The 20308-nt window shown below is 46.8% G+C and carries 15 protein-coding genes; 6 read left to right on the forward strand and 9 right to left on the reverse strand.

The genetic code is table 11. The features are described from left to right. Positions 1–39 precede the first annotated feature (39 nt). On the reverse strand, positions 40–3651 hold the full coding sequence (locus tag KOE27_RS14305) for a PAS domain S-box protein (protein WP_215239540.1): 3612 nt from the start codon (positions 3649–3651) through the stop codon (positions 40–42). An 81-nt stretch (positions 3652–3732) separates the two neighbouring features. Between KOE27_RS14305 and rsmA the strand changes: the two genes are divergently transcribed. After that, positions 3733–4539, forward strand: coding sequence for a 16S rRNA (adenine(1518)-N(6)/adenine(1519)-N(6))-dimethyltransferase RsmA (gene rsmA, locus KOE27_RS14310; RefSeq protein WP_215239541.1), 807 nt, complete (start codon positions 3733–3735; stop codon positions 4537–4539). A 42-nt stretch (positions 4540–4581) separates the two neighbouring features. Then, positions 4582–5934, forward strand: a complete 1353-nt coding sequence (gene mgtE, locus KOE27_RS14315) for a magnesium transporter (RefSeq protein WP_215239542.1) — start codon at positions 4582–4584, stop codon at positions 5932–5934. Between the two features lie 59 nt (positions 5935–5993). Here the strand turns inward: mgtE and KOE27_RS14320 are convergent, their stop codons facing one another. Both KOE27_RS14320 and KOE27_RS14325 read right to left on the reverse strand, forming a co-directional pair. Then, positions 5994–7418: an L-serine ammonia-lyase gene (locus KOE27_RS14320; protein ID WP_215239543.1), complete on the reverse strand. Its 1425-nt coding sequence runs from the start codon at positions 7416–7418 to the stop codon at positions 5994–5996. Between the two features lie 147 nt (positions 7419–7565). Next, complete coding sequence (locus KOE27_RS14325) at positions 7566–8516, reverse strand: FecR family protein (RefSeq protein ID WP_215239544.1); 951 nt, start codon at positions 8514–8516, stop codon at positions 7566–7568. A 215-nt stretch (positions 8517–8731) separates the two neighbouring features. Between KOE27_RS14325 and KOE27_RS14330 the strand changes: the two genes are divergently transcribed. Then, the gene (locus KOE27_RS14330; protein WP_215239545.1) at positions 8732–9952 is read left to right on the forward strand and encodes a dienelactone hydrolase family protein; all 1221 of its coding nucleotides are present in this window, start codon (positions 8732–8734) and stop codon (positions 9950–9952) included. A 92-nt stretch (positions 9953–10044) separates the two neighbouring features. Then, positions 10045–11448: a purple acid phosphatase family protein gene (locus KOE27_RS14335; RefSeq protein WP_215239546.1), complete on the forward strand. Its 1404-nt coding sequence runs from the start codon at positions 10045–10047 to the stop codon at positions 11446–11448. Positions 11449–11610: 162 nt separating this feature from the next. Here KOE27_RS14335 and KOE27_RS14340 read toward each other — a convergent pair whose 3' ends face one another. After that, a complete protein-coding gene (locus KOE27_RS14340) occupies positions 11611–12231 on the reverse strand; it encodes a response regulator (protein WP_215239547.1) in 621 nt (206 codons plus the stop codon). A 55-nt stretch (positions 12232–12286) separates the two neighbouring features. Next, positions 12287–14215 carry a tetratricopeptide repeat-containing sensor histidine kinase gene (locus KOE27_RS14345; protein ID WP_215239548.1) on the reverse strand — a complete coding sequence of 643 codons (1929 nt, stop codon included), beginning with the start codon at positions 14213–14215 and terminating at the stop codon, positions 12287–12289. Between the two features lie 194 nt (positions 14216–14409). Here KOE27_RS14345 and KOE27_RS14350 point away from each other — a divergent pair, with 194 nt between their 5' ends. After that, positions 14410–14814: a hypothetical protein gene (locus KOE27_RS14350; RefSeq protein ID WP_215239549.1), complete on the forward strand. Its 405-nt coding sequence runs from the start codon at positions 14410–14412 to the stop codon at positions 14812–14814. Positions 14815–15029: 215 nt separating this feature from the next. Continuing rightward, positions 15030–15935, forward strand: coding sequence for a hypothetical protein (locus tag KOE27_RS14355; protein WP_215239550.1), 906 nt, complete (start codon positions 15030–15032; stop codon positions 15933–15935). A gap of 157 nt (positions 15936–16092) precedes the next feature. On the opposite strand, the gene KOE27_RS14360 is transcribed toward KOE27_RS14355, so the two are convergent. The 4 genes from KOE27_RS14360 to KOE27_RS14375 form a co-directional block, all read right to left on the reverse strand. Then, the gene (locus KOE27_RS14360; RefSeq protein WP_215239551.1) at positions 16093–17403 is read right to left on the reverse strand and encodes an amidohydrolase; all 1311 of its coding nucleotides are present in this window, start codon (positions 17401–17403) and stop codon (positions 16093–16095) included. Between the two features lie 150 nt (positions 17404–17553). After that, positions 17554–18042: a lipid-binding protein gene (locus KOE27_RS14365; RefSeq protein WP_215239552.1), complete on the reverse strand. Its 489-nt coding sequence runs from the start codon at positions 18040–18042 to the stop codon at positions 17554–17556. 12 nt (positions 18043–18054) lie between these two features. Further along, positions 18055–18798, reverse strand: a complete 744-nt coding sequence (locus KOE27_RS14370) for an immunoglobulin-like domain-containing protein (protein WP_215239553.1) — start codon at positions 18796–18798, stop codon at positions 18055–18057. An 18-nt stretch (positions 18799–18816) separates the two neighbouring features. After that, positions 18817–20301, reverse strand: coding sequence for a SusD/RagB family nutrient-binding outer membrane lipoprotein (locus tag KOE27_RS14375; RefSeq protein ID WP_215239554.1), 1485 nt, complete (start codon positions 20299–20301; stop codon positions 18817–18819). Between the last annotated feature and the right edge of the window lie 7 nt (positions 20302–20308).

A 20308-nucleotide genomic window follows, 5' to 3' on the forward strand; every position in this document is an offset into this window, starting at 1 on the left:
GACCAAATGGCAAATTTCATCTATAAACGGGCCGGAAACCTACTTCATCCACTCCGCCAGGGATTCTTCATACTGCCCAAGGAACTTCTCATACGCCCTTTTCAGTTCAGGTAAAGCCTGGGCAAGTGTGCTCGTATCATCGGATTTGAGCCGCCACTCGGCATCCCTGGCTATCTCGGCAACCTGCGATACTCCCACGGTCCCCGCACTTCCTTTCAGGGTGTGCAAATTACTTTTAACTGTAGGTATATCTCCCTTTTCAAATGCGGCAAGGGCTTCATCGATCAGCCCGGTTGATTCCTGCACAAAATCTTCAAAGACCGACAACACCAGGTCCGGGCCTCCTATCCCCTTGAGCTGATCTATTATCTCTTTGTCCAGCACAGGCAGTGTAACCTCTTCCACAACCTCGTGTGCTTTTCTTTCGGTTTTAACAGCCAGCTTATTCCCTATCAGCTCTTTCACTTTATACACGAGGTGCTGTGCCCTGATCGGCTTGGCAATGTAGTCGTCCATGCCCTGGCTGATGAATCTGTCCCGGTCTTCCTTCATCGAATAAGCCGTCATCGCCACCACAGGAGGTAGGCCCGCAACACGTTTCCTGAGTTCTTGTGTTGTTTGCACCCCATCCATATCTGGCATCTGGATGTCCATAAAAATGATGTCATACATCTGGTCGCCGTCAAGCTGCATTTTTTCTACTTTTTCAATGGCCACAAAACCACTGTCGGCCAGGTCAACCGTACATCCTGATTTTTTCAGGATCTCGTTGGCAACTTTACGGTTAACGGCGTTATCGTCCACCAGCAGGATATGCGGATGAACGGTGGTGAAAACATTCTCAATCTGCATTTCCTCACCGGGACCCACCATGCTAACCTCGGCTGTAGTGGTCTGCCGGGTTTCAAAGGTGAACCAGAATGTACTACCCTCCCCCAGCGTAGACTCTACACCAATGCTTCCGTTCATAAGCGCGCAGAGCTGTTTGCTGATCGCCAGCCCAAGGCCTGTTCCTCCAAAAGATTTTTTGGAAGAATTGTCGAGCTGCGTAAAGGAGGTAAATAAAATCTGCCGGTCCATCGCACTGATGCCTATCCCCGAATCCTGTACGTCTACCTTAATTTTAAAAATATTATCCCGCTGCTCCACCAGGTTCAGGAGTATTTTAACGGAACCCTTCTCGGTAAATTTCAACGCATTGGAAGTAAGGTTGGAAAGTATCTGAAGCAGCCGCGTCTGATCTGCAATGATGAATCTGGGAATATCCGGAGCAATGTGATAAGTGAGTGTATTTCCCTTACTCTTCGCTGTTTGCCCGAATAGTGAAACCAGTTTCAGCAGTAGCTCCTCTACTGAAATAGCGGCTTCGTGCAGGACCATCTTGCCGGCTTCTATTTTGGAAAGATCCAGGATATCGTTCAGAATATTCAGCAGCGTTTCAGACGACCGTTTGATCGTAAGCACATAGTCCCTCTGCTCTTCATTTAATTTTGTCTCACCAAGCAGGTCAATCATACCGATGACACCATTCATAGGTGTGCGGATTTCATGGCTCATATTGGCCAAAAACCCTTCCTTCACTTTCAGCGAACGCTCGGCATGTTCCTTTGCTTTGAGAAGTTCCAGTTCGTTCCGTTTCAGTTCTGTGATATCGCGCGCGAGTGCCGCCACTTCGGTTGGCTTGCCCTTATCGTTTACAAACATCAGCATATTGATCATAAACTGGCGCTCCGAACCATCCTTGCGCGGCATGGTGATCTCGAAATTCCGCAGACTTCTGGTTTTCCTCAGCCTGATCAACGCGGAATGTATCCGTTTTTTATCAGAGAAAAAATTCGTCAGTTCTTTGCCTATTACTTCTTCCGGAAGATATCCCAGCCGTTTCAGTACCGACTGGCTGATCATGGTGATCCTGCCGTGGCGGTCTATCCGGCAATAGATATCCTGAAGATTTTCAAAGATTCCCCTGAACAACTCTTCACTATGCCGGAGCGACAATTCGGCTTCCTTCCTGCGGGTGATGTCCCGCGCAATACCGGATACTTCTTCGATGAGCCCCTCTGCATAATGAATAGGATTGAGATAAAACTCAAGCCACATTTCTCCCCCATCCTGCTTGTCTATTTTGAATTCGAAGTACTGCGGCTCGCCCCTCAATGCCTGCCTGTATTTGCTTTCAAGGATGCGCCGGTTGGCATTCCCCACCATCCGCCAGCCGAACTTCTCAGGGGTTACCTGCAGGGACGGACGGACACCTATCTGTGTCTGTATCAGATCTGCATAGTTTTTGTTGAAAGAGGTAAGCTGAAGACTCTTGTTAACCGACCATATCAGGTGCGAACTGCTATCAAAAATAGCGTTCAGCCTTGCAACATACCGGCTTAGTTCCTGCTCACTTTGCTTACGGGCAATTGCAAGGGCAACCTGTCCGGAAATAAACTCCAGCAGTTCAAGGTCACGAGCGTCAAACATATTGGGATCATCATAAGATTTCACCCCAATGATACCTGTCACCCTGTCGCCTATTCTTAAAGGCACGCAGAGTAACAATTTTGGCGTCACCCCGTATAGGTACAAACTGTTGGTTTTGGCGAGCTCTTCGATGTCCTTGTCGGATAAAAAAAGCGGTTTGTTTGACGCAATGGCGTACTCGGTAACACCATTCCCCAGCCTTCTTCTTGTAAATCTCACATTCCCTTTAAAGTACTGGTCTACATAATAGGGAAAATAAAGATAACTCTGGCTGGGATCATAGAGTGCTATGAAGAAGTTTTTTACGTCGATTATCTTACCAAGTTCTTCGTGAATAGAATGGTAAAAATCATCCAGACTGGGTGAATTGAGCGTCCAGTTGGCAATACTGTAATATAGATTCTGAGCCTTTTCCGCCCTTATTTTTTCTGTATAATCATTAAGTATACAGCGAAAAGCAGTAGGCTTTCCCCCATCGAACCGGCAATTCACACTGCCTTTCACAAATACCTTTTTGCCCTCCCTGTTTTGAAAAACAGCTTCGAAATTCGGATTGGAATTACCCTGCCTGATGCTTTCTAGCTGTTTTAATGCTTCATCCACATGCTGTGGATGAAGGATATCCTCCATTCTCATCGAGGCAATTTCCTCCAACCCGAAACCGAGCACCTCACGCCATGCCTTATTAACAAAAATGAATTTACCGTCTATGGCCACCAATTGAATAAGATCGCTCGTATTATCGACCAGATCCTGTAGCTGGGAGTTGGATTTAGCAATGGAAGACTCCATCCGCCGCCGCCGGGTAATGTCATCACCAATTAACGTAACACAGGAAACGTCGTTTTCGTCTTGGTGTAAAAGAACTGAATTGATTGAAAAAGTTCTGACTGTGCCCTTCCGGGCCAGAAATGGGATCTCCCGTCTTTCAAGTTTCCGTTTTCCCTGGATGCCCTCTTCCAGCATTTGCCTGACCTCGAACTCTTCCTCCTTCGGTACCAGATTATCGAATAAGCTTTTCCCAACCAGCTCTGCCTCTTCCCAACCGGTTTTCATTAAGGTATGGGCGCTGATGCTCCTGATGATAAAATCAGGTGTAAAGGTAATTCCTATCAGGTTGAGGTGCTGAAGTGTGGTGTGAATGGTTTGCCAATCTGTCTGTGATGAAATCATTTCCATAGTATGGGGGCATTCGGAATTTTAAGGTTAGTTCCAATTCTTTATTCGATAAATCTACGAATTAAGCCGTAATTTTGGTTCGTGAAAGTAAATTATAAAAATACCGGCGATAGCGTTCGTGCTAAAAAACATTTGGGACAGCACTTTCTGAAAGACCTGAATGTTGCTCAGAAAATAGTAGATGGCCTCACCTGCCATGGTGGTTATGACAAGGTACTTGAAATTGGCCCCGGAATGGGCGTTTTAACACAATTCCTGTTAAAGAAAAGTGAGTATACCACCTTCGTTGCTGAAATTGATACGGAGTCAGTTGCTTATCTGAAAGTACATTATCCGGAGTTAGCCCCCCGGATAATGGAAGGTGATTTTCTAAAAATGAACCTGAAAGAAAGTTTTACGGAGCCTTTCGGCATCATCGGTAATTTTCCTTACAACATTTCGTCTCAGATATTTTTCAAAACACTAGAATTCCGTGACCAGATTCCTGAGGTAGTATGCATGCTGCAAAAAGAGGTTGCCCTTAGGATTGCCTCGCCTCCCGGCAACAAAGATTACGGGATACTTAGCGTTTTGCTGCAGGCATTTTACGATATTGATTACCTGGTTTCGGTTCCGCCGGGGGCCTTTAATCCGCCTCCCAAAGTGCAGTCGGGTGTGATCAGACTGCGAAGGAATCAGGTAAAGGCGCTGGACTGTAACGAAAAAATGTTTTTCCGGGTTGTCAAAACTGCTTTCAATCAACGGCGTAAAACGCTCAGAAATGCGCTGAAACCACTGGGGGAATTTCCGGACCATCCGCTCCTGACCAAACGAGCTGAGCAGCTGGGCGTGGCTGAATTTGTAGAACTTACAAAACTGGCCCAGAGCCTTCAGCAGGACATAAAATAAAAAGCTAAAAGCAACGTTCCCAATCGCTAAAAGCTACGCAGCATGACTTTTGAATTAACCAAGGAATATGTCGAACATATCCAGGAACTCATTGAAAAAGAGGATGTAAGCAGAATACAGACCGAAATGGAAGGTCTTTTTCCCGCCGATATTACCAGCCTGTTGTATGAGCTCGAAACCGGAGGAGCCAAATACCTGATCAGTGCGCTGGATATTGAAACGGGCTCCGAAATCCTCGCGTCCATGGATCCCGACGAACGGAAAGAGTTTCTGAAATCCTTTACTTCTGAAGAAATCTCTAGATACGTCAACCTCTTTGATTCTGACGATGCAGTGGATTTGCTCAACGAACAGCCTATAAGGGTGCGTGAGGAGGTAATTGCGCTGCTGGAAGACCGTGAGCAGGCCCGTTTTATTCTTGATCTGCTGCATTATGATGAGGACGTAGCTGGTGGCCTTATGCAGAAAGAGCTTGTAAAGGCAAATGTCAACTGGACTGTCAATCAATGTATTGAAGAACTAAGAAAGCAGGCCGAGGATGTTGGAAAGGTGTATTCCGTATACGTTGTGGACGACAATAGCATACTGCTGGGAATATTGTCATTGAAGAAAATCGTAATCGCTCATAAAAACACAAAAATTGAAAGTTTGTATGACCGGGACGTGATTTTTGTAGAAACCTACCGCCCTTCCGAAGAAGTGGCTGAGCTCATGCAGCGTTACGACATTGACGCCCTGCCGGTTGTAAATGTTCAGGGAAAACTGCTGGGACGTATCACGATAGATGACGTCATCGACGTGATTACCGAACAGGCCAGCTCCGATACCCTGGCGATGGCAGGTATTACCGGTGACGTGGAAGAAGATGACACGGTTTGGCGACAAACCCGTGCCCGCTTGCCCTGGCTGCTGGTAGGTATGATGGGAGGAATACTGGCTGCCAAATTCATCAGTTTTTTTGAAGGAGATTTGAAAATCATTCCTGCCATGGCAGCTTTCATTCCCATTATCGGATCAACAGGCGGCAATGTCGGTATTCAGACCTCCTCCATCATTTTACAAAGCCTGGCAGATAAAAGCGGACTGGATGCCACAGTCTGGCAAAGGATGCTGCGGATGCTTGCCGTAGCCTTTATCAACGGATTGATTATCAGCCTCATCGTATTTGGATTCAACCTCCTGATCGGGAACGAACTCCGGCTCGCACTGGTGGTATCCACGGCGCTTATGTCGGTCGTTTTCCTAGCTTCATTCATGGGAACGGTAACACCCATTGTTCTGGAAAGAATAGGTATCAACCCCGCGGTTGCCTCGGGGCCTTTCATCACAACAGCCAATGACCTCATCGGTTACGGCGTATACTTTGGGCTCGCTCACGTGCTGCTGGATCTGTAAGCAAGGTGATCAGGGAGAGATACCAGCAGGGAAATATCACAACAAACCAGTTGGTCACTTTAACATTCGCTTAAGCTCAGCGGAATGTTCAAAGCAAGTCCTCCCTCAGAGGTTTCCTTATACCTGTTATTCATATCCAGTGCAGTTTCCCACATGGTTTTCACCACGTTATCCAGGGATACCTTCGCATGACCGGGATCACTCTGAACGGCCAGCTGGGCCGCCGTAATGGCCTTTATGGCGCCCATCGTATTTCGCTCGATACAGGGTATCTGAACAAGCCCGCCGACGGGATCGCAGGTCATACCCAAATGGTGCTCCATCGCAATTTCCGCTGCCATGAGGCACTGTTCCACCGTACCGCCCATGACTTCCGTCAGGCCTGCCGCTGCCATGGCAGAAGAAACGCCTATCTCCGCCTGGCATCCGCCCATAGCAGCCGATATGGTAGCTCCTTTTTTGAAAATGCTGCCGATTTCTCCGGCTGTCAGCAAAAACCTCAGGATGGACTCATCACTGCTTTCACAAAACGTAACATAGTATTGCAGTACAGCCGGAATCACCCCCGCCGCTCCGTTCGTCGGTGCGGTTACCACCCTGCTGAACGAAGCATTTTCTTCGTTGACCGCCAATGCAAAACAACTCACCCAGTCGAGTGTATACTTAAAGCCATTACCAGCAGCCCTGATCCTTGCGACCCAATCGTCATAATGATCGTCTGTGGCTTCGGATAGCAATTTTTTGCTGAGGCTGGCCGCTCGACGTTTCACATTCAGTCCCCCGGGCAAGGTACCATCCGCATGGCAGCCCCGATATATGCTTTCACGCATCACCCTCCATATATTCAACAGCTCTGATTTAATATCAGTCTCCGTTCTCCATGCTTTTTCATTTTCCAGTACTATTTCCCAGATGGACAGGCCTGTGCGCTGCGCCCACTTCAGAACGTCAGATGCTTTCTCCGTCGGATACGGTAAGACCGTTTCGTCGTTTCCCGTTACTTCCTCATTTTCTTTCATCACAAAGCCCCCGCCAACAGAGTAATAAGTTTCTGCTATCTGCCTGCCATTGGGGAGTTCAGCCCTAAATGTCAGTGCATTGGGATGAAATGGAAGAGACTCCTTCATCATAAAAACGATGTCACTCTGAGGATTGAAAGGCAGTGTTCTGGTACCATTTAGCCGGATCAGACCACGGTCCCTTATATCCGCAATGATGGTACCAATGCGGGAAGCATCAATCAGTACAGGGTCATGGCCACTCAGACCCAGTAAAACGGCGAGGTCAGTCCCATGTCCGACACCCGTTTTCGCCAGAGAACCATACAAATAAACACGTACCGAAGTAACCTGCTCCAATCCCGCCGTTTTTTCAATCAGGCTAAGAAACTGCTGGGCGGCCCGCCATGGCCCCAATGTGTGCGAACTCGACGGACCAATCCCTATTTTAAATATATCAAAAACCGAAATGCGCTCTTCTTTCATAACAAAGCTAAACTTTACGACGGACCCACATTTCAGTTGAATCAATCCGGTTATAAATATAGAATGCCATCGGTGATTTATGACCAGGCAGGTTGATAGTTAGATAGTTTATTGCCAACAGGTGACAAATTCCGTCATTTTATCTGGTTATTCTTTACTTTTTAAAATAACGGTATTTTGATCCAGCATATAATGAAGGTGATGTGTTCTGGCAAGGGTATCCAGTATATCGGCGAGGGGATCGGACAATAAAAATTTACCCGACAACTTTGTCTCCTTTATCGATTCACTTTCAAAAGCGATTTTCACATCAAACCTGCTTTCCAGTGTCGCCGCAACAGTGGCGAAACGCTCCTGGTCGAACACCAGAATTCCCTCCTTCCAGGCAATGGCGTTGGTACCCACTATGTTGGTTTTAGTGAATTTACCCGAATCCATATCCACAGTTGCACGTTCATTCGCCGACAATTCGATCCCAAGCATATCAAAAGAGGAGTCATTTACCAATGATGCTTGTCCGCGAACCACCGAAAATTCGGTCATCCTTAGGTATTTGTAAGCCCGTATATCCAAAGCACTGCCCGCTGGCAACCGTGCCCTGATTCCCTTGGTCAGTACAAAGAAATTCGAGACCTCCCGGTTGGCAATATCAAAATAGGCCTCTCCCTCCAGAAGTTCTACATTTATCTGTTTCCCCACGGGATCTTCAGGGTACAGAAGTGTACTACCTTCGTTGAGGTACACAACTGAACCGTCGCCGAATTTCAGCCAGATCCTTTGCCCTTTGGCAGTGGTGAGCCTGGCTATGTTATCGCCAAAAATAAAATGATAGGCATGTACCCTGTAAGTGTAAAGCAGCCAGCCCGTGGACACCACCAGGAAGATGCCAACTATCAGAAAAAGACCTCTGCCTGATCGTGAGAAAAATCTTGACTCCGGTTTTTCACTCAGATTTCCGTTGATAATATCATCCTTATCGGCCTCAAGTTGTGTGTCCAGCACCTGGTCCAGTTTCCCTTGTTTGAGAAGATAAAAGAAAACTTCCAGTTCCGTATCACTTATATCGTTGTTTCTGTACCGTTGAACAAGATTTTCCAAAAATGCGTGATCATCCATCCGTAACGTTTTCTTACAAAGACGGGTTTGGAGTAAAATAGGGTACCTGGTGCTTCATATTTTTTTCAAATCCCCCCACCGGACCGACCAGCGGTACCAAACCAGATTTGGAAGACAAGTATACCCATGCAGGTACTTGGCTTATATACAAGGTTTTCCTCGACCCGAAATCATTTCATCTTAATATGAATTCCGTCATGCTCAAAATCACCGGAAAAGGTTTCAGCACATTCCGAAAGCATACCTTTGCTCTGTTATTCGTGACTACGCTCATTACCAGGATACAGGCACAGAATTATGACGAGCGCAAAGTACCCCGATACACTTTACCCGAGCCATTGACTACTTCCTCGGACATGGAAGTAAAAAACATTAAAACCTGGGAAAAGGTAAGGCGCCCTGAAATCCTGCAACTTTTTGAGGATAATATTTATGGTCAAATGCCTGAATACTACGACAAGATCAGCTACGAAATTACCAGTGAGGACAAAACAGCCATGAACGGCAAGGCACATTTGAAACAGGTACTGATCCGCATCACTCAAAAAGATAAAGTAGTAAAAATTAACCTTACGCTATTCATCCCTCAAAATAGTACAAAACCCAAACCCGTTTTTTTATTGATCAACAACCGCGGAAAAGAGAATACCGATCCCGAACGAAAAGTAAAAAGCGAGTTCTGGCCCGCAGAAATGCTGGTCGACAACGGATATGCGGCGGCGGCCTTTCATGTGAGCGACCTGGCACCCGATCATAAGGATAATTATACCAACGGGGTTCTGCAGCTATATCCCGAACAGCTGAAAATGGATAACGGGATGAAAGCCATTGGCGCCTGGGCCTGGGGTGCAAGCCGCGTTATGGATTATTTTGAACAGGATAAGGATATTGATGCGAAGAGAGTTGCGGTAGCAGGCCACTCGCGCGGTGGCAAGGCTTCCTTATGGGCTGCTGCCCAGGACCAGCGCTTTGCCATCTGCATTTCCAACTGCTCGGGAAATACAGGCGCTGCGCTGTCACGCAGGCAGTTCGGAGAGAGAATCGCCCGCATTAATACCAGCTTTCCGCATTGGTTCAATAACAATTATAAAAAATTCAATGACAAGGAAGATTCTCTTCCCGTGGACCAGCATATGCTGATTGCCCTGGTGGCACCCCGTCCGGTATATGCCACCAACGCCTCCAAAGACCTTTGGGCCGACCCGACGGGTACCTATCTTTCCTTAAAAAATGCAGAAAAAGTTTATGCATTGTATCACCGAAAGTCGGCACTGCCTCCCAGCCCGCCAAACATCAATGAACCGGTGTACCGTTCCATCCTTGCGTATCATAACCGGGAAGGTGAGCATAACATGACCTCCTATGACTGGGGGAATTTTATAAAGTTCGCTGATTACCATTATAAAAAAGGCAGATAGGTCCGATATATAACATTTTCTTAACAGAAGATCAGGTCCTTTCAGCCCGAAGCGAAGTAATATTGCAAAATCAACGATTGCCGTTCTTGCCTATGTTTACCTTATCATACACCTCATTTAACCGGCTGGCTTTCACGGCCCTATTCCTTTCTGTGATCTCGCCGCTTGTTGCGCAGCAGAATAAGAGTTACCCTCCCTCTGCTTTTCCTGACAGGGTAATCCTCGGCTGGAAGGGCGATGCCGCGCATACCCAGGCTGTCAACTGGCGTACCGATTCTACGGTGTCCAATGCCATGGCAGCTATTCATGAAGCAGATCCCTCGCCTGATTTTGTGAGCAAAGCAAAGATCGTTAAGGCGACTACGCAGTCGGCACGGATTGACAATATAACCGCGAATTATCATGAAGCCAATTTTACCGATCTGAAACCCGCAACCCGTTACCTCTACCGTGTAGGTAATGGCACGGAGTGGAGCGAGTGGTTTCAGTTTACTACGGCTTCTGACAAAGCCTCGCCGGTGTCGTTTCTGTATTTTGGTGATGCCCAGAACGACCTGCGGTCTCTATGGTCGCGGGCCATCCGGGGTGCTTTCACACAGCTTCCCAAAGCTAACCTCATCATCCATGCAGGCGACCTGATTAACAATTCAAATGTAGATTACCAGTGGGGAGAATGGTTTGAAGCAGGTGGCTGGGTAAATGGGATGATTCCCAATCTGCCAACACCGGGAAACCACGAGTACTACCGCGACGAGGTAAAAAAACCACAGGTATCCAAACATTGGCGTAAGCAGTTTGCCCTTCCGGAGAATGGTCCTGAAGGCTTGGAAGAAACCGCATATTACATTGACTACCAAGGAATAAGGTTTATATCAATGGATTCTCAGGCGGCACTTCTGGATTCATCCGTACTGGACCGGCAAGCGGCCTGGTTTGAAAAAACAGCTCGAGAAAACACGAATAAATGGCTCATCCTATTTCATCATCACCCTATATATTCTACCAAAAATGGCCGGGATAATGACGAATGGCGTGCCAAAATGGAGCCCTTGTACAAGAAATATAAGGTAGATCTGGTATTACAGGGCCACGACCATACCTATGGACGTGGACTTAATATGCCGCTTGGTACCAGCCGCAAAAAGCCGGATGGCCCCATTTACGTGGTATCTGTAAGCGGCCCTAAAATGTACGACATAGGGCTGCAGGACTGGATGGATCGGGCGGCTTCCAACACGCAGCTTTATCAGGCGATCACCGTTGATGCCAACAAGCTATCCTATAAATCATTTACAGTTTCCGGCGACCTATACGACCATTTTGAACTGATAAAGGATGTGAAAGGTAACAATATCTATGCCGAATTATCTACCCAACTGAAAATGCAGGAAAGGCTAGAATTACCTGAAAAATTGAAACAGAGTTTTAAAGAAGCGGATCTCAAAGAATACGAAAAGCGGTTTCAGGAATATAAAAAGCGGAAAGAGATAAAATAACCCATTCCGTGCGGTTTATTACCGGCATCCAAGGTTGGATGCCGGTAATACATTTCGTATCAAGAGAATCCCTCTATTCTGATTTTAATGTTTTAACAGGATCTGATAAGGCGGCCTTTACTGTCCGGTTTCGATACAACAAAAGCAAAATACCGACACCTGTTAAACCAACCCCAACCCTGCCGCTGCTTTGATAAGCGACGCCGTATTGTTGACGTCAAACTTCATCAGCAGATTAGATCTGTGACTGTTGACAGTAGCCACACTTACAAATAACTGCTCAGCAATCTGTGGGTTGGTCATCCCTTCGGCAATCAAGACAAGTACTTCCTTTTCGCGGCGTGTAAGAAAGGGAATACTCTTGGGAGTTACGGCGTTGGACTGGTTCTGGTCAAAATTTACATTCATGTAATACCCTCCTGCCTGCACCTGCCTGATGGCCTCCAGAATTTCCTCTTTGGTCGAACTCTTGATCAGGTAACCGCTGGCCCCGTTCTGAATCATCCTCGATACATACGCCCGCTCCGTGAAGGTACTGAGGGCCAAAGATTTAACATCAGGAAACTGTTCCTTTATTTTTTTGCAGAGATCAATCCCGCTAATGTCCGGCAGGTTAATATCAAGAAATACGATGTCCACTTTATTGTTTTTCAGAAAGGCAACGGTATCAAAGGCATTGGACGCAGTACCTACTACCGCAATACCGCTGCTGTCTGCCAGCAATGACTTTAATCCTTCAACAACCAGTGGGTGGTCGTCAACAATAAGTATTTTCACATTCATCCGGGTGGGGCGTCTGGTTAGGGTTCTGTTAAGGCAGAGAAAACAAACTAGGTAACTATAGGGTGATCTCAACAAGGATAGAGGTTCCTTCCTCGGGCTTGGACTGTATATCCAGCTTGCCGTTCAGATAGTCTACCCTTGCCTGAACGTTCCCAAGACCTGTACCCTTTTTTTGTCTGACCTTTTCAACATCAAAACCCTTTCCGTTATCTTCAACCGTCAGGCTTACGTTTTTGCCCATCCGGGTAAGTTGGACCTGCGCCTCGGTGGCTTCCGCATATTTCAGCACATTGTTCAACAACTCCTGGGCAATACGGTACAGCACGATCTCAATGGAGGAATCAAGCCGCTGGTCGAAGCCAAAGGTATGGATCGAAACCTGCAACTGTCCTGATTCACTGATCCCGTTGCAAAAATCCGTAAGCGCATCTATCAGCCCGAACCTGACCAGCGTTTCGGGCATCATACTGTGTGCCACGCGCCGCATTTCGCTGATGGCGCCATCCAATTGGCTGAGTGCCCTGGTGAACGTCATCGCGCTCGCTTCGGGCAAAATTACATTTCCTTTCACCGAATTTAGTGTTAATTTGATACCTGACAATAATCCCCCAAGTCCATCATGGAGGTCTCTTGCTACGCGGGTGCGTTCTTCTTCCTGTCCTTTTAATATAGAATGTGTGGCCAGGAGCTGCCGCTCCTGCTGTAATCTTAATACTTCATTTTCCGCGATCCGCTTTCTGATGGCGATGTTCCTGTAAACCAGTCCCGCCACAACCAGCAGAACCAGCAAACCTGCTACAAGACTGTAAATAAGGGTATTGCGGGCCTGTTTTTCCTTTTCAAGAGAGATAATCCTGTTTTCCTTTTGTGCTGTCAGATACCTTGTGTCCAGTTCCTGCAACTGTTTCTGTACATCAATTCCCTGTAGCGAATCATCCAGTATGGAATATTTCATCAGGTAATCATAGGCAGCCTTGTAGTTCTCTTGCCGGTACATATCTGTCGCATAATCCTCATAAAGCTCCACCAGGCGGTCGGTCATTTCATTTTCCTCCGCAATTTTCAATGCCTCCGCAGTTAACTTAGCCGACAAATCAGGCAGGTTCATATCTTCGGCAACAAACATCAATGCCCGCAGGCATTCTATCTCAAGGAAAACGTTCCCCGATTTTCGCGCCAGTTTGAGACCTTCCTCTCCATACTCCTTTGCCCTGGCCAACTGTTTGTCTGCTCTGCTGGCCCGGCACAAACCTGCATAAGCCTGGATCACATATATGTCCGAACCAATGGCTTTTGCAACCGCCAGCCCTTCCTTAAAATGAGTCGCTCCTTCCTTATATCTCTTTAGATTCGAAAGACAAACCCCGTTGGTTGTAAGTATATCCGCCAGCTGCAGACTATCTTTCATTGGCCTCGCCAGGGCCAGCGCCTTTTGCTTGTATTGCAGCGACTTGTTCAACAAATTGGCATGCTCAAAGGCCGTACCAATATTGACATATAACCTGGGCAGGTATTCCGTTTTACCAAGTTTTTGGAATACATCCGCTGACAGCTGATTATAGCGTATCGCCTCCCTGAAATTGGCCATGTAGGTGTAACTGGCTGCTATATTTGCAAGACTTTTGCCTATGTTAACCTGGTGTTTCATTCTTTTGGCAATTTCCAGGCTTTCCATATTTAGTTTCAGGCCCGGTTCATATTTGCCCTGCAGATTTAATACATAGGTGTAATTGGACCGAAACTTAAATCGTCCTGTGTCGTAATTCAGCTTTTCACTCAGCTCACTCGCTTTCAGATAGTACTTGGCTGCGCTGTCAAGGTTCTTATTTTCTAAAAATTGCCCGTATTCAATATAGCTCAGTACCAGGTTGGTATCCTGTCTACTCTCCCCGATTTTTTTCAGAATTTCATTTACATCCTTGTTCTGGGCAAATGTTTCGGTGACGATCAAAAGAGAAAAAAGTACTTTAATTACAAGTTGCATTGCACGGCTAATGGGTTGTTGAGCCGGTAAATTACCTGAGTAAAGGTTATAAATAAAACCGTTAACTAATATCATATGAAAGCATGATTTTTGAAAAATCATGCTTTCATATGATTGTCCGCCAGGGCCGGGGGAATCTACCTTTGTGCCGTTCAAAACAAAGTATTCAGCTCAGTATTAAATCATTATCAGCCATGAAAAATTTCCTCATCATTTTGACCTTCACATCCTTTCTGTTTTCCTGCAAGAAGGACAAGGATGCTGCGCCCGAATTGAGCGCAAGAGTCGCAGGTACTTATCAAGCCAGCCGGATGACTGCCGACGGCCAGGCGCTTCCGTTAGGCAACGGTACCGAACTCCAGATAATCCTGACCAAAGCATCTGCAGAAACTGTAAACGGGACAATGAAACTGAAACTCGGAGGCAATCCCGAACCAGATGAAAGCCTGGGACTGCTGATCCTGAAGGATGCAGGTGATTCGGGTACGGACATCTTCACGGGCACCGACAAAGTGGGTACAGTTTCCAAAAGCGGGAGCCTCACCGTTACCGTGGAAGATGACGGCGTTGAATATAAAATTTACGCCGACAAGAAATAAAGCTTCCGGGCTCGTCCCGGGTCATTGCCCGGATTTCGCATTTGAATAACCCACCCAGTACCAGGGGCATAAAATGCCAATAAATATGCCCCTGCTTTATTCTTTTGATTTAACTCCAGCAACAGTTTTTCTTCTGTCTTAAACAGAGGAGGACAAATCTCAAGAACAGAGAACATACGATGCTCTGTTCTTGGGAATCAAATTATCTATTAGCCATGAAAAATAGTATTCTCTCATTTTTTATTTACGCGGCATGCGTATGCTTTCTGAATTTTAGATTCTCCGACGATTACTCCGAATTTGGTATCACCACTCGCGATGTCCAGGAACGGCTCTGGAGCGGTCTTCAGCAGAACCGGCTTTATGTCCCATATTTACCCGGTGCTGTTAAAGACGCCTGCCGTGCAATTTCACCAGACCAGCAGACTGCCGCCATTCAGAAACTGGGCGGACTGGTTAAATCTTACTATGCTTCCGAGGACTTTAAAAAGAGGTACAGCAACTGGCTCGCGAAAAGCTTCCCGCAAACTGAAACCATTGTGACCGAGGAAAAAAAGGCGCAGATCAGGGAGTCAAAAATCAGAAGTGTACAAAATGTCACCCCCAAAAGCGTGGAACCCGTTGTGGATATGCAGATCCAGTCTGGTGATACTTACAAGGGAATGGAGGCAATGATTGCCAGCATGCCTGTGGAGCAGCGTGCCGATTTCAAAAAACAGATCGATACCGGAAAACAGAATGCAGCATTTTTCAGAAAAATAAAACCTTTACTGACGTCTGACTTTGAGGAATTCAAAAAGCAATATGCCGAACACCTTGCTCAGGAACAAATTACCCAGGAACAGGAGAGGCTTGTTAACAATAACAAAACCAACGCCGAGGAATTAGAAAAATGGAAGAATCCCAAAAAGATCCTGGCAGCGAAACTAACCGAGTTCCTCGACAAAAGTAAAGGGGTTGATTTTGCGGCGCAGACAAAAGAAGTCAACAATCGCAAAAAATTTGTGAATGCAGCTTACGAAACCAAAAGTGATATCTGGAAATTTTGCTACCGCATGGGAAAAACGCCGACAGCCACCGCCAGAACATTTGCCCAGCAGTGGCTCACGGAGTTAAAGTAAGCTGCCGCCAGCTTTGCAGAAAACAGGGCCAGCAATAAAACGATGTGCCGTAGAAACAACAGCAGGGCAAGCTCCCTCTTACGTGCCTGCGGCACACCTCATATTAAATTACCCCATTTTTCTATGAAGCTTATGTATCTAACAGGATGTCATTACCTTATTTTTTGACCGATTCCTTTTCAAGATAGTCTACCGCAAGCCGGCTCAGTGCGCGAACACCCAGTACAAGCCCTGTTTCATCCAGATAAAAATCCGGCGTATGGTGCGGGGCTGCCTCAGAAATGGCTTTCCCCTTAGGCATACCGCCCAGGAAAAAGAAAAAACCCGGTACTTTCTGCTGAAAATAAGAGAAGTCTTCGGCACCCGTTTTTGCCGGAATAAGAGAAACGTTTTCCTTGCCGGCCACATTTTCAAGTGTCCCAATCATCCGGGCCGTCAATGCCTCATTGTTGAAAGTGACGGGATACAATACATCAATTTTAACATGGGCCTTTGCCCCAGCACTTTCCGCGATCAGCGAGGAAATATCCGTAACCCGTTTGTGTACCAAACTGTGCATTTCTTCATCAAACGTTCTGATGGTCCCGATCATCTTCACTTCTTCGGGAATAATATTCTGCCTGATCCCCCCGTGAATGGCTCCGATAGTCACCACAGCCGGGGCCTTTGTCAGATTAAGATTACGGCTAACAATAGTCTGCAGAGCTGTAACAATCTGGGAAGAAGTCACAATAGGGTCCACACCAGACCAGGGATATGCACCGTGGGTTTGTTTGCCTTTCACTTCGATACTAAAAAAATCAACCGCAGCCATGGTGGCACCCGGCCGGTAGGATATCTTGTTGGCTTCTATCTGTGAATCAATGTGAAGTCCGAAAATGGCATCAACTTTTGGGTTCTCCAGTACCCCTTCCTTCACCATGAGTTTAGCCCCGCCCTCTTCGCCTTCCGGGGCACCCTCCTCAGCAGGCTGGAATATAAACTTTACCGTTCCTTTGATGTCTCCTTTCATCCCGGCCAATACCTCTGCCACTCCCATCAGGATAGCCACATGGGTATCATGCCCGCAAGCATGCATAACCCCCGTTTTTTGACCGTTGTAGTCGGCAACTACCGTCGATTTGAAAGGTACCTCCACCCGTTCGGTTACCGGCAGGCCATCCATATCGGCCCTTAAGGCAACCACCGGACCCGGCTTTCCTCCTTTCAGGATACCCACCACTCCGGTATGCGCAATGCCGGTTTTCACTTCAAATCCAAGTTTTTTGAGATGAGCCGCTACCTTTTCCGCTGTTTTAAATTCCCGGTTTCCAAGTTCGGGATTAGTATGAAAATGGCGGCGCCATGTAATAATGGTTGGTTCCAGTTCCTTTGATTTCTTGTCAATTCTGGTCCATAGCGGGTTCTGAGCAGCTAGCCAAGCAGGAGTGAAAGTTGCTAAAACAAAAAGTAAGAAGTGCTTTTTCATGAGTGGTCATTTCAATTTCGGTAAGAATATACCAAAATATGGAATTATGACACCATTTACCAAAAATGACGGCTCCGGTATCAAACAAAAGCGGGAGCCCCTGCCGAGGCCCCCGCTTTTCTGATTTCTATTAATTCTGTGGTGAACAAATCAATGCTCATCCTCCTGAAATCCTGTACGACGGTATCCTGCATATTCATATTGCGTGCCCGGATCGTCTGAGAACTCAAATTTCACGTAAATGGAATCTGTCTTATTACCACCCGGTGTGGTGGCAGCTCCTTTCAATACCTTGCCTTCAATGACAGATACTTTGATGGTTGGGCTATACATATTAGACAGACCAGGCGCTGCATTGAAAGTCATAGCAGGCAAATTCACTTTTGCTACAATTTTTGCAGGCCACAATTCATGGTCATCCAGTAAAAGATCCGTGTCATTGTTAGCCGCAGTGTTACTTGTCGTAATCAGGTTAAAACCTGCACCGATGTCCTCTCCATCCACCAGCACATTGATCCACCATTCACCGGCCATCGCCTGAAGTTTGGTTCCTCCAATGGTAGGATCATTTCCAAGGTCACAGGCCGAGAGGGAGATACCAATGGCAAGAATGCCTATATATCCTAAAATCTTATTCATCTTTCTTCTGGTTTAAAATGATACTTGTTTCAAGGTTGCAACAAATTCATATACGTTCCATGCGGTGGTCAGCACAATCGTCTTTGTCGCAGGATCCACTGTCAGGGACTTGGGAGTTACAGGACCGCCAAAACCCAGTACCTGAGGAGCGCCTCCAAAAGTAAAGCTGTTGGTGCCAATGTTGGTAGCGGTAACTTCCAGGCCAGGAGCCAGATATGCATCACCAAGGGCCCTTCCCAACTGGTACCAGCCACCTATCGCGTCCGAGATCTGATAAGTATTTTCAGTACCTGGTTTTTTGCGGATCAGGATATACTTCATATTGGTATACTGTGCACCTGATACTGCATTTCTGAATACCGTAGAAGTATAGAGGCCCTCGATAGAAGTCTTAAGATCACCTGTACAGGCCGTCCAGACCACACGGCTCGCATTGGCGGGATATCCGTCTTTATTAACCGCCCTGTAATTAACCGTGTACCGGTCGGCGGTGGTAGGTACAGAAGCAACCGTACCGCCGCTGATCATTGCAGAAACCGTGGTGTTTACGGGGATATCCGCTCCGTTCTCAACCGCTGTTACACCCGGATCTGTAAAAGCTGTTCCGCAGGAGGCCAGCACTACTTCATCTCCTTTATAATCAAATTCGGGGAAATAGGTGATATCTGAAATCCCTTCTGTTACTTTATCCGGCTCACAGGATAATCCCAGAACACCAACAAAGGCAATCGCTATATATTTTAGTTGTCTTTTCATCTCTGATATTTTTAAAGATTATTTCATCCACCAGATTTTGTCCGTAACCTCTGCTGCCGGAGGCGTATTGGGGTTTACATCCCTGGAAGCGGCTGTATACAATATTCTCTTCGCAAACACACCGCTTGTAACTCCTTTTACAGGATAGGTCCACTCTCCTGGCACGTAGCTTTCATCTGTAACCGGAACCGGAGAATTACGCGGATATCCTGTACGTGCCTGATCCCAGAAGGATTCGTATCCCTGGCGGAACATTGCCACCCACTTTTGCGTGATGATCGCTTCCAGCTGTTGTTCCTGAGTTCCGGTAGAAGGATAAGCGTAAACACCCCCAGTTGCTATTTTGGTACCATCAAAAGGAATGGCGAATTTGGCATAAGCAGCTGTAACCGCCTTGTCATAGAATGATTTTGCCATGGCAGCGTCACCTGTTCTCAGGTAGGCCTCCGCCAAAAGGAAGTATACTTCGTCCAGGCTGAAATAAAAGAACGGATCAACCGCAGTCATTTTGGCAACACTGGGGACCGCGGGCAGTACAACTGTAGAGCTTTCGTCATAATTACCCTGAGCGAGACCATACTGGCCGTTGGTACCTGGCGTGAAGTAAGCATTAAGCCGTGCAAGATCATCGTGCGCTTCCAGGTAAGACTGGAAGGTTTTGCTCAAACGCAGGTTACTGGAAACATTCAGCTGCCTTACGTTATTTTCAAACAATGGATTGCTCCGGTTGGGCTCGTCCTTAAACTGTGTAAGCGCTGCATTTGTTGTAAGGAATTCAGTATCGCTGTCAAGCATAGCTTTAATGGCCGCTATCGCCTGCTCCGAGTTCGAACTGGCTGTCTGGCGAAGGTACATTTTTAGCTTCAGCGTGTTGGCAAAACGTTTCCATGCGTCAATTTGTCCGGCTGCGGATAAAGTTCCGAATACCAGGTCAGAGGATATTCTGGTGGATTTACCATTATTAAAATCCAAAGCCAATGCTGCATCCAGGCGTTTCAGTAACTCAGCATATACCGCCGGGCCATCATCATACTTAGGATTCGGTATGTTTGATGCCTGCAACGCTTCCGTCAACGGAATTTTATCAAACCAGTCGGCCAGCATCTGGTATCCATAACATTGCATAGCCACTGCCTGCAACAGCAGGTTGTTGTTTTCCAGCGCGGTTGCCTTGGTCTTTACGTCTTCAAAGTCGTTTAGTCCACCGGCATAAAGTTCCGTCCAGGCAATGTTATAGGTGGCTGCTACCAGCTGATACGAGTCAATGATCCGGTACTGGGAAGCTACATGTGACTGTGTCCAGTGCTGTGACCATAGGCCACCGATGATGGCGAAGTCTCCTCCAACAACACCAGCGACAGATACCTGAGCCGCAGGGAGTACAAATTCAGGTGCAACGTCCGACGGGTTGTTGGGATCACTGTTGACGTCCAGCCATTTTTCGCAGGAACCCAGTGACAGGACTGCCAATATCAATAAACTATGTTTTAAAATACTTTTCATTGTGAAG

Origin of the sequence: Dyadobacter sp. CECT 9275 (assembly GCF_907164905.1) — a bacterium.
GTDB lineage: Bacteria > Bacteroidota > Bacteroidia > Cytophagales > Spirosomataceae > Dyadobacter > Dyadobacter helix.